8 protein-coding genes and 2 pseudogenes are annotated in these 11,646 nt (G+C 37.4%); 1 reads left to right on the forward strand and 9 read right to left on the reverse strand.

What is annotated here, in order from left to right:
• Positions 1-179 precede the first annotated feature (179 nt).
• Positions 180-1,076, reverse strand: coding sequence for an ArdC family protein (locus PVK71_RS18250; protein WP_274420526.1), 897 nt, complete (start codon positions 1,074-1,076; stop codon positions 180-182).
• Between the two features lie 1,000 nt (positions 1,077-2,076).
• On the opposite strand from PVK71_RS18250, the gene PVK71_RS18255 reads away from it, so the two are divergent.
• On the forward strand, positions 2,077-2,760 hold the full coding sequence (locus PVK71_RS18255; protein ID WP_274420527.1) for a hypothetical protein: 684 nt from the start codon (positions 2,077-2,079) through the stop codon (positions 2,758-2,760).
• A 155-nt stretch (positions 2,761-2,915) separates the two neighbouring features.
• Here the strand turns inward: PVK71_RS18255 and PVK71_RS18260 are convergent, their stop codons facing one another.
• The 8 genes and pseudogenes from PVK71_RS18260 to PVK71_RS18285 all read right to left on the reverse strand — a co-directional run bounded on the left by PVK71_RS18260 (position 2,916) and on the right by PVK71_RS18285 (position 11,263).
• Positions 2,916-3,698: a DUF5677 domain-containing protein gene (locus PVK71_RS18260; RefSeq protein WP_274420528.1), complete on the reverse strand. Its 783-nt coding sequence runs from the start codon at positions 3,696-3,698 to the stop codon at positions 2,916-2,918.
• Positions 3,699-4,060: 362 nt separating this feature from the next.
• Positions 4,061-5,730 (reverse strand): annotated as a pseudogene (locus tag PVK71_RS18265) (methyl-accepting chemotaxis protein).
• 135 nt (positions 5,731-5,865) lie between these two features.
• A pseudogene (locus tag PVK71_RS18270) lies at positions 5,866-8,837 on the reverse strand (Tn3 family transposase).
• 244 nt (positions 8,838-9,081) lie between these two features.
• Positions 9,082-9,477: an ISAs1 family transposase gene (locus PVK71_RS18275; RefSeq protein ID WP_274420529.1), complete on the reverse strand. Its 396-nt coding sequence runs from the start codon at positions 9,475-9,477 to the stop codon at positions 9,082-9,084.
• Between the two features lie 119 nt (positions 9,478-9,596).
• Positions 9,597-10,211: a transposase gene (locus tag PVK71_RS20540; RefSeq protein ID WP_443111733.1), complete on the reverse strand. Its 615-nt coding sequence runs from the start codon at positions 10,209-10,211 to the stop codon at positions 9,597-9,599.
• Positions 10,195-10,599, reverse strand: a complete 405-nt coding sequence (locus PVK71_RS20545) for a transposase (protein ID WP_443111734.1) — start codon at positions 10,597-10,599, stop codon at positions 10,195-10,197. The genes PVK71_RS20540 and PVK71_RS20545 overlap by 17 nt, the downstream gene beginning before the upstream one ends.
• A 32-nt stretch (positions 10,600-10,631) precedes the next feature.
• A complete protein-coding gene (locus tag PVK71_RS20550) occupies positions 10,632-10,748 on the reverse strand; it encodes a hypothetical protein (protein WP_443111735.1) in 117 nt (38 codons plus the stop codon).
• 326 nt (positions 10,749-11,074) lie between these two features.
• Entirely contained in the window at positions 11,075-11,263 is a 189-nt protein-coding gene (locus PVK71_RS18285; RefSeq protein ID WP_274420530.1) for a hypothetical protein, read from the reverse strand.
• Positions 11,264-11,646 lie beyond the last annotated feature (383 nt).

Consider the following 11,646-nt stretch of genomic DNA (forward strand, 5'->3'; position numbering starts at 1 on the left):
AACTGAGTTATCAATCATAGTCTGAGGGCTAGTATGCCACTCAAATTATGAGTGACGCCTCGTCCAAAGACTGCAACACGCGCTGTGCTGCCCTTCTATTATATTCAACCCACAAAATTTAGGCAATAAAAAACCCATAAGATACAATCTTATGGGTCAGTTTAGTGATAGTGACATCATCATGCGGCTTTATCAGTATTATGATGGTCAACTAGATCTCGTAAAAATTGATGCGCTTTACTTGCTTGACTGGCTGCTTTGAAAATATAACGTTTGTCATCTTTCAATGCCGTCAACCAATTAGCGATATAAGATTCGTGTTGAACCTCACCTACAATTCCCAAATCAGCCATGAGAAAAACACTTCCCAATTCGGCGATTAACTCTTCAAACGCATAGTCTTTAGAGCCAAACACATTATTGTTTTTACGCTCTAATCGAGTTTTATGTCCCGTCCAATGCGTCAGCTCATGAAGCGTGGTCGCATAAAGATCTTCTGTTGAAGAAAAACGGCTCATATCAGGAATGACTATCTCATCCGTAGATAGTCGATAGAAAGCGCGTTGACCGTTATAAACGATACTCGCCCCTGTTGCATTAAGGAAGTGCTCTACATGCTCTAGCGAACAAATCGTGCTTGGTTCAGAAGCCGTCACAACGTGACTTCTCATTGAATCAGGCAAACCATCGATTTGGTCAAGATTAAAAACAGTATACGTTTTTAACATGGCATAGCGTTCTACTTCATCAGAGCCCTTTTCTTTTTTTTCAATCATATTGTAAAAAAAGATATGAGTGCCTTTTTCCCCTTTGCGAACTTGCCCGCCCTTTTCCTTTGCTTGCTTGAAGGTCATCCAAGAAGAAGAGGAAAAGCCCTGCATCGTCGCGCTCATCCATAACAACATGATGTTCATGCCGTTATACAATGCGCCCGTACTTGCATTAGACGGTATTCCTGATTGCTCTGTTTTATTCCAAGGGCAAACCCAAGGTTTTACTCCAGACTCAAGTGCTTCAATAATTTGATTGGTGATTTGTTGGTAAAAATCAGGTTTAGATTTGGTGTGCGTCTTCATAAGGACGTTTCCTTTCGTTAAATTGGTAAAAATGAGGTAAACCAATTCAACGGGCATCTGCCAATTGAATTGGCAAATGTGAAACGCGCTCTAAGCGCTAATGATGTCGTTGCAGAAATGCATACACATTTCTTAATTACAGTTGGTGTGGGCCGCTATAAAAGCGTAACTAGCAAAAGCTAGGGGTGTAAGAGACTTGAATCAAAACAACCAGAAAGTTAGGGACGCGAACGCCCCTAACTATCGGTTACTCCTTCACTTCGTAGGCAAACTTAACCGATAATTCAAACATTGAAAACAGAGACGCATCTAAAGAACAAAGATCATTCCTAGACACACACACTGCAATCAACATCAGCATAAAAAAGCCGCCAAAGACGACCATCATATTTTTTTTCGGCAAAATTTGCCTCCTTGGTTAAAAGAGGCTACCATTGAATTGTTCAGAAACATGGATAGACCTCGTTGATTAATATTAACGGGGTTTTTCTATATCTGAGCCCAACAAAATGGATAAATCCAAGCGTTTGACACAGATACGTCTCAAACACCCACCAGTATCATATCAACATTCAATCTAATAAGCGATTATCTAAATTGCTCTTTATGCACTCGCTCATTTCGCAGCAGACAAATCATACTCAAAGATAACGATGTACTTTTTTACATATCCACATGAGGCGGTAAGAGACTTAAACCAACTCTCGTGAGCTGATTGTGGGTATGTGAAAAAATAGAGCTCACAGTTCTGCTTGTTGGGAAGGGTAATAATATGTAGTGATTAGCTATACAAGCGGCAATTACTACACATATAAGACCACATAATATGGAAAGTTTTACTGGCAAGGGGGGCTTACCCCGCCCTGTTTGTTAATTAATAGATATAATGACCAAATGCAATATACATATTGACTGTATGTATATTAGTTTAAATATGAATTATGGTGCAACAATCAAGATTGTAAGGTATAATCGACTCATATAAATAAAGGGGTTAATTATGGAATTTTCAATTGATTTTTATAAGCATTATATAAATGTGTATGAGAAGAACATTACCACGTTTGAACACATTTTAACTGATAGTGATTTGACTGATAGGTTGTATTATGAAAAAACTTATTATGACATATTATCTAAGCTATATATGTCTGAAAATGATGATATGTATGATTCTGCGCAGAATTTTATCTCTGAAATGAATAAAGACATACCAGACGATAAATGTAAGGACTTTCCATATCTACTTGGTCTGTTAAATGGATATTACAAAATTTTCTTGATTAAAATCAAATCAGCTGAAAAAGATATTTATATTAATGAAACCATTGAATTTTTACATGGTTACGCTATTGAACTGAATGATTTATATGATGAATTAGCAACGAGCAAAGAAGATTTTGATGTTATTCCGTATTCTTTAAGTACGAAAATTCACGATGAAATGGACATTCTTTATCAATCAATAAATCCAATTGCTGATAATTTGAAATATTATTTTCTGACTTCTCGACATGGCGGTGCACGCCTAAACGCAGGAAGGAAAAAAGAAGAGCCAACACGTCAAATGAGGATCCCTGAATCTTTATACATTTTGATTAACGATCTTAAAATTGCCTATAAAGATTTAACTGATGAAGATAAAGAAACTTGTCGTTCTTCACTTAAAGACATTATTAAATAGCTCAATCAACAAATAGATGACATTAGGGTGCATGCCACAAGCACCCATGTTCTAACGCCTCAGAATCAAAAAAATTTGCTGCCACGGGTAGAAGAAGTTAGTTTATCCCATTTTATATCATAGTGAGTTAATTAATTACAAAGTAGTAACTAAAACTAATCTTGAAAAAGGTTAAACTCAGATAACTGATAAACAAAATCCAGTTCAAAGTCATCAATTTTAGGGTAATTCAATTTCTTCAGAATACCTACATAACCCTCGATGAAGTAAGCTAAAACACTGCACATAAATAAATAGTTAATATAATTACGTTCAATCTCTTTTGAAGGGTGAGATCTATGCGCTACATTAACTTGCAAGAGTGAATCAAAACCAGTGTGCGTATGTGAAGACCAATACGAGTACATATTGCAAACGAAAGCAGGGATCCCAAGTTCTTGCCCTAACTTAAACCAAGGGCTAGGCTTCCAATCATTTTTCTTTGGTCGCTTAAAATTAACACTATCCAAACGTGCGGATAGTTCATCCATTTTCTTTTGCTCACTTATAATTTTCGCTTCAAGCTCAGGAGTTCTACTCTTAATTTCGTTTTTGGCTCTATTTTTATAGCCAAGCAACATATACCAATCAAGCTTATCTTTATCTAAATCACCATCAAAGTAGTGATAGGCAATTGCCACCAAGTTCTCATATGAGGTACGCAATAGCACTATAACACTTGACGTATCGTAATAAGTAAACCCACCGTCAACATGGTTCAAGTTCAACTCAGTGGTAGCCAACATTTCTGTTGTGTTCAAGTGCTTCAAAAATTTAATCGCAGCAACATTCATGAAATAATAACTTTCATCCGTTTCATTTATGTACTTGAAGCTAGATTCAAAAACATTAGTCGCAGTTCGGTACAGCAACGCATATTCATTACGTCCAAAATTCATAAAAAACACCAATTATTTTATATAGATAGCAACATACACTATTCCTATACTTACTATTTATCAAATCAAACCATAACTCGAAATGGAGCGAAAGCGAATCAGCCAACTCAAAAATAGACATAACATATAATAAAGTTTAATGATTATTCTGGATGAATTAGTTAATATCAGTTGAGATCTCCTTACTAAAAAAAAGGGGATTTTGTCATATAAAGATAAGAAGAGAGCTGCCTTAATGTCACATGAAAATGAAGTTATGACTCATTTTAGCGAAATTTGAATTAAAACGTGAGCATGAGCAAAGAAAAAAAGGCCACTTCAAATTTAGCGGCCTTTACGTTGTTCTATATTTATTTTAAATATTACAATGTGAATCGATCCACAATATCTACAAGTGCATTCGCTTTCTTATTAAGTAAAACTCCACCAGCTCTATTATCCTCAGCTAATTCTGCTGACTCAGAGCTTTGATCTGAAATCGAAACGATGCGCTCTGAGATCTCTTGACCAACAAGGCTCTGCTCTTGTGTCGCTGTCGCTATTAACAAATTCATTTCAGTTATTGTATTCACCGAAACTAATATTTCATTCAGCGCTTCTGAAGCCGCTTCTGCTTTATTCACTGTCAATAAACTAAAGTTTTTACTTGCCGCCATCACCTGTACCGCAGAGTCTGAGCCAGATTTCAACGCTTCAATACGTTGATGAATTTGAGCTGTACTGTCTTGAGTGCTGCTTGCTAATTTACGGACTTCATCTGCAACCACAGCAAAACCTCTGCCTTGCTCTCCAGCCCTTGCTGCTTCAATGGCAGCATTTAATGCAAGTAGATTAGTTTGCTCTGCAATTCCTTGGATAACAGATAATGAGCTCGCTATATTTTGAACATCCTCTTCTAATTTAGAGATAACATTGCTTGCTTCATCTAATTCCGACGCTAATGTTTTCACTGACTCCGAGGCTTCATTAACCGTTCTCATCGCTACCTGAGCGTTATTATCTGCATCTTGAGCAGAGCTAGCTGCTTGCTCTGCATTCAATGAAATTTCATGAGAGGATGCGGTTAACTCCGTCATTGCTGTTGCTATCTGATCCGTTTCTGAACGTTGATTCATGACAACAGTATTAACCTTCTCTGAACGTTCTGACATACTTATCGTTTCTGCCATAACATCTTGACTAACCACTGACACATTACTGATGATGTTATGAAGTGAGCCTACAAATAGATTAAAGTTTTTACTTAATTGATTAAATTCTGGGACAGTAAAATCGGGCATTCTTGCCGTTAAATCTGCATCTCCAGAGGCAAATGAACGAATAGATTTATCAAACAATCGAATAGGAGAGATAATGCTTCGATTTATAACAAAGCCAAACACCGCAACAACTACTACAACTATCAAAGTAAAGAGTATAATAGTCCTCATACTTTGATATAATTTTTCATCACTTAGTATTTTCATATCGTTCAGCACTGCATCAATATCATCAGTATAAAAACCAGTACCTACGATTAAGTCAAATTGAGGCACATATATACTATAACTCAGCTTTTCTAGCTGAATCTTTGTATTTGGTTTTATTGCAAAATACGAGGTGTATCCTAAACCATTTTTTGCAGCAGAAATCATATCTTGAATATAATAGCTCCCTTTCACATCTTTTTTATCCCAAATATTCTCACCAACACGATTATGATGTATGGGATGAAAAGTCCTTATACCATTAGATTTCAGTCCGAACAAATAGCCATTATCATTGAATTTTACAGATGCTAGTAATTCATATATATCAGATTCATTACTTTCTTTTTTAAAAAGGAATGTAAGCTCTGACGAGATTATATCCATATACGATTTAAGTTCTGTTCTGTTCGCTTCATTTTCATCATTTGCGAACGAGTCATATCCATTTGAGCTTGGTTAAGTGCTTTCGTTTCTTTATAAGTTATTGCCATGATTAACACGGATGTTAAAACAATTGGAAAGATTGCAAGCAAGTACAATCTTACTTTGATTGATAGATTCATTTAAAAATATCCATTGGGAAGTTAATAGTAATCAGTAAGCAAAATTCACGCCAATAATTTACATTTAGTTTAAAAAACTAACTATCTGTTAAAGGGGTCAGTTTGGATATCGAAAATTATTGTACGTTAAGGCTATTATTTGTACTTTCCGATTTTAGCTGGCCTCAATCGACGATACTTACCTGAAGCCGGTATTCGGTTACTTTTCCAGATATAATCACCTGTCAAATTTATATGTTCCCAGCCTAATGGAGACAAATGAGATAGCAATTGTTCATTGATTTTCATCCCCTTGCGTTTTAGGGATTCAACGGCTCTTTCCATATACACGGTATTCCACAATGAGATTGCTGCTGTTAGAAATGTCAATCCACTGGCTCGATAACTTTGATTTTCCGGTTTTCGGTCTCTTATTTCTCCCAATCGATGCATGAATACTGCGCGCGCTAGTGCGTTGCGTGCTTCTCCTTTATTTAATCCTACATGTACCCTCCGACGTAATTTTGGATCGCAGAACCAGTCAAGCATAAATAATGTCCTCTCAATACGACCTATTTCCCTCAGAGCCTTCGCAAGCCCATTCTGTTTAGGATAGCTGGCTAATTTTTTTATCATTAACGACGCAGTTACTGTGCCCTGTTTTATTGAAGTTGCTAGACGCAAAATCTCATTCCAATGAATTTCAATTTCTTTTAGGTTCAAGCTTGTTGAGGATATCAATGAATGTAACGCCGGATATTGACTCGCTTTTCCTTTGATAAACAGTTTCTTGTCATGAAGATCTCTTATGCGTGGACAAAATGCAAACCCCAGCAGATGCATCAGCCCAAAAATATGATCAGTAAAGCCCGCTGTATCAGTGTAATGCTCTCTAATTTCTAAGTCGCTTTCGTGGTACAACAACCCGTCGAGTACATGGGTTGAATCTCTAACCCTGCTGATAATACAAGTATAAAATGGACTGTATTGATCGGATATATGTGTATAAAACTGAAGTCCGGGATCCTGCCCATATTTAGGGTTTATCTGCCCAGTATAACGACCTGCATTACCAGTTTTGAAATTCTGCCCATCAGATGATGATGTAGTTCCATCTCCCCAAAATGCCGCTAATGACCTCTTCCCTTGTGCATTTACTAGCTCAGCTAAAGCAGCTGCGTAAGTTTCATCGCGTATATACCACGCCTGAATATCTTCGAGTGACGATTTAGTGCTTCCTGGACAAGCTTCTGCCATTTTTGTTATGCCAAGATTGATCCCATCAGCAAGAATAGTGGTTAGAAGAAGACGGGGGTCAGGACGGGTAGTTTCATTTTTTATATGTGTGAAATGGCGAGTAAAAGCAGTCCAACTATTCACCTCATCTAGTATTTCCGTAATTTTAGGACGTGGCAACATTTTGTGTATCAGATCTGCCAGAGGGGATACTTGAGCCGGAACGCAGTTATCTAACGGTGTGATTTTCACGCCTTTATCAGAAATATCTACATCAGGTAACTCACCACGTGTGGCCATGGCATTGACATGTTCAAGTTTTGACTGAAGCAGGGCCATGCGACTGGTAATATATTCATGAAAATCCACAGGTACAGGCAGTGGTAACGAGGGGGACTAATTTATCAAAGTCTTTTTTAGGAATAAGATAATCATCAAAATTTTTATAACGTCGTGAACCTTTTACCCAGATATCTCCGGAACGTAATGTCCCCTTCAGTTCACAGAGCGCACAAAACTCATAATACTGCCGGTCAATACCCGAAGGAGTTACTACCATTTTTTTCCAACTTTCAGGTACAAAGTCTAGTGGTGCTGTTGTAGGAACTTTACGTAACTGCTTATGGTACATGTCTTTGATCACACCCAGCGCATCAGCCAGAGGTTGCGCAGTAGGTGTCGCTATTAATTGCAAACAAGACAACATCCGAGGTGCATATTTTCGTAATGCACTGTATTTTTCAGTGATGATATGAAGATGGTCAAAGTTATTCTTTTTTGCTAGATGTCGTGTTTCCTCTAAACTTGCGACAAATTCAGATCATGGGAGAATGTTTTCAATTGCATTCCACGGGTCATCACCTGAATTACGAGCTTCAGAAAGTGCTTGCCCGATATCAATATATTGCTTTAATTTTGATTGGATCTGTTTTCCCGTCTGCTGAAGACGTTCGGCTTGTGTTTTTTTTGCTTTACTGAAGATACTGTTCAACATTCGCTCATGCAGCTCAATAACTTCATCAATCAATGTAGCTCTTGCTTCTTCTATCACACACACCAAAAACCGCATAGCGCCGACTCGCTGAAAATCGAGTCAAATCTCGACTGCTCATTTTTCTACCTTCCCGTGCGAGTTTAAGTAACCGGTTCTGGTGAATGCTACGGTCTATACCTTCCGGTAATGTTAGATCTTCAATACTGCTCAGTCGATCGAGATGTTGGAGTACGTTCTTTCCATTGATTTTACCCGGAGGCTGCAAAAGCCATGTAAGCCTTGATGGGCGGTTATCTTCAGATTCCAATAGACGATCAAAGGCATCTCTATGGGCGGAAGTTAACGGGGAATTCAGAGTTTGAAAAACGATTTTATCACCGCGAGCCATAGCTTCAGCACAAGTGCGTTCCACTACATCTAAGGACGGAATAATTACACTATTCTTTCGGAGATGATCTAATAACTCTTCCGCTAAGAGAATTCCTTTGTCTGTGCGCGTTGCCATTGGCGTCAGGTGTTTCACACTCTCATTCTGTATCTTACTTGTGAACGTTTTTAGACCAAGGTAGCGGTATAGTTCAATTAAATGCTCACGCCGAGTCACATCTCTACCAGAAACGTAAGTTAACCAAAGATCTGACGCTAATTTTAACCTATCACCAATATGTTTGAGTAATTCGTCAGAAGGCTTGTTTTTTTTATCTGGAACAAAACCGAGATTTTTCATATAGCAAAGAAGCACAGCAAAACCAAACCTGTTAGCGGGTTTACGATGAACATTAATAAGAGTTAAATCATGATCACTTAAATACGCGATTCGAGTTAGCATTAAATCATCGCCAGATAATGCCAATAGTGATTCTCTTTCAGATAACGAAAGGATCTGCCTTCTAGCCATATGACACCCTCTTGTAGATTTCTAATAACGATATTTTAACAAAAGTAATTACCGCATAAGGGTATCCCTTAATGTCACATGACAATGAAGTTATGACTCATTTTAGCTACATTTGAATTAAAATGTGATCACGAACAAGAAAAAAGTCGCCAATTTAGGTAATGCCAGTCAGTTAAGCGAACGTCTATAAAACTAAGGGCTCCAACAGGGCTCACGCATGAGTTATTAAAATGTTAAATTATAGCTAAATGCCAAATAATACCATCTCTCTAAAGTCTGTATTAAGTGCACATTTCAACTGCCGTTTCTTTAACGTTCCTTTTAAATCCACCAATTTTATGAAGTTCATACACATCTGGCGGATCCTAGATAAATTCTCTGCCGCATGCTGATACATTATCTTGCTATCGTCTTCTTTCATTACGCTATCCAACCACCAATGCATACTTTCTACACCCCAATGGCCTCGGCATAATTTACCAAACTCTTCTGCTGATAATTTCTTAGATGATATGAAATATCTAATACCTAAAGAGCCTGCATTACTTTTGTTATGTTTATTATAAGTCACTGCTATACATAAACTTTCTAGACCGTCCCAATCAACAGAGAAGTCTCCAAATGCTTCTGTAAATGGCATTTCGTTAGATAAAGGGGTTGTAGTCCAATGGAACGATTATGTACGTTAAGGGGTTAACTGTCTGATATATCAAAACATTTTAGACAGTAAAAATAAGGGCTAAAACCGTGTAATGCCAGTCAGTTAAGCTGGCTGGCATTTTTTCTATTTATTGCATATTTCTTGGGTTTCAGTTTCACCCAACGAGGATAACTTCTATCTTCTCTTCGAGGTGGTAGGATAAACATGGATATCTGTTGTAGTAATACTTCATAGTGTTTAGGTACTTTCCCTGGACTCCTTAAAGGCAAAGCTGCAAAGTATTGAGTCACAGCAATGACACTACTCGTAAAGCTTAATTGATTTGGCCAGACGCTATCTAATTTACTCGCAGCCTTTGTCATAACCTGCCTTATAAGGTTGTAAGCTAGCAAAATGCCCCACAGTTCCTGCCTGACCATATCAGGCCGCTTACTTCGTAATGTATATTCGTTATCAAGCAAGGTTTGCTTCATTTCACGATAGCCTAATTCAATTTCCCAACGATAGCGATAGAGCTCTGCGATGTCTTCACCAGGGAAGCGCAACCCATCGCGCATTGATGTAAGCACCTGATACTTCTTCCCTTTAATCATTTTCGATACTAACCTTGCTTCGATTACCTCAGGGAGGTCACTGAACTTCTTTCTGGCCTGAGGAGTTGTTTTGATAGCAACGATAGCGTCACTCTGGCTGTATTTATGATACGATTTCATATTGGAAGTCTTTTCTCACAGGGAGCATCCAATGCCTTTCTTGGCCTACTTTGTTCCAGCAGTTAAGTAGCCCTAGGGAGTAATATCCTTTGTCAAAAATAGTAAGCGAATGATCTGGAGTTTGTTCAATTAGCTCTTCTTCAAGCCGCATTTCGCTGGTTCGATAATCAGAGAATGCACTATCGATTAGCTGATGACTCGTAAGCTCCATCAAGCAAACCATGCGTATTTTAGGGTAAATATTCTCAGATGAATTATTACGTTGTGCTTTAAATTCTTGATGGTTTTCAGAAGTATCTTGCGCTCGCCAAAAAACACCATCGACAAATAAAAGATTTAGTCCACACCAAGTTTCGAAGTTAGAAGATTGATAGCTATGCGCTGCCATCTTCTTAAATACTTACTTTACGCCTTCTTCGCCTAGTCTCTGTCTCGCTTGAACAATAGCACTTGTACAACAAAGCGTTGTTTGTCTGGAAGGACAATATCGAGTTGATTAGCGATATCCCAAACAGATTGCTGTCGGAAAAGGCTCATACCTACAACGGACCAAAGTACAGCTTCCAAAGGTAATCACCTCCTTCTAACTGTTGCTACACCGGCTTGTTCGAAGCCTTGCTGAATCAACTCAGGGCTAAGAATCTCAGAATATCTATCAAAGTGATGAAAGGTATTACATGATCGAAAAGTACTCGCAAGTTGGTTTTCTAAAGACATAAAAAATCCTATATTAGTTTCCTAATATCGGATTTTGAAGCATTTTGAGGATCGGTCAAATGATCTCAAAAATTTCTTAACTGATCGGCATTATGCCTATTGGCGACCTTTACAATACTTAATTACAGATAACAGCAAAATCATGGTTATTCATCAAAACCTTCTGAAGAACCACCATAAATATCAGCTAATGATTTCCTTTTTTTATCAAAAACAGTCATCACTTTCATATTTTGAATTACTTTTTCATGCTCAATAGCTGACTGTAAAAAAATAGGTTCAGAAAGAGCTTTTTGTCGAAGTTCATTAACTCTAGCTATTGTGTCTATAAGCATAAACACCTCCCAATAATGTAAAATCAACTCTACCAACAGTGTGTTAAATTAATGCTCAAATCATTACATCTTTTTTTGGATTATTGGGTTGCTGTGTAATCGCAAAATCCATTTTACTTTTTAATTCCTCCCTTTGTTCTTTCTGTAATTTCCTCTTACGGAGGATTTTTATTATTTTCATTCTTAACCAACCAATATCACTATGTTGATAACAATCATAATTGAATAATAAAATAAAAACTGTGATACACGATAATTACTCTATAACCTATCTTTTAAACTATGTCGCTTTTATATAGTGACATTAGGGTCTGCCTTAATGTCACATGACAATGAAGTTATGACTCATTTTAGCGATATTTGAATTAAAACGTGATTCAAGC

This window comes from Aliivibrio sp. S4MY1, assembly GCF_028765545.1.
Taxonomy (GTDB): domain Bacteria; phylum Pseudomonadota; class Gammaproteobacteria; order Enterobacterales; family Vibrionaceae; genus Aliivibrio.

Coding starts and splice junctions, on each gene's coding strand:
- PVK71_RS18250 (WP_274420526.1), bottom strand. CDS start 1,076: ATGAAGACGCACACCAAATCTAAACCTGATTTTTACCAACAAATCACC.
- PVK71_RS18255 (WP_274420527.1), top strand. CDS start 2,077: ATGGAATTTTCAATTGATTTTTATAAGCATTATATAAATGTGTATGAG.
- PVK71_RS18260 (WP_274420528.1), bottom strand. CDS start 3,698: ATGAATTTTGGACGTAATGAATATGCGTTGCTGTACCGAACTGCGACT.
- PVK71_RS18275 (WP_274420529.1), bottom strand. CDS start 9,477: ATGCCATTTACAGAAGCATTTGGAGACTTCTCTGTTGATTGGGACGGT.
- PVK71_RS20540 (WP_443111733.1), bottom strand. CDS start 10,211: ATGAAATCGTATCATAAATACAGCCAGAGTGACGCTATCGTTGCTATC.
- PVK71_RS20545 (WP_443111734.1), bottom strand. CDS start 10,599: ATGGCAGCGCATAGCTATCAATCTTCTAACTTCGAAACTTGGTGTGGA.
- PVK71_RS20550 (WP_443111735.1), bottom strand. CDS start 10,748: ATGAGCCTTTTCCGACAGCAATCTGTTTGGGATATCGCTAATCAACTC.
- PVK71_RS18285 (WP_274420530.1), bottom strand. CDS start 11,263: ATGCTTATAGACACAATAGCTAGAGTTAATGAACTTCGACAAAAAGCT.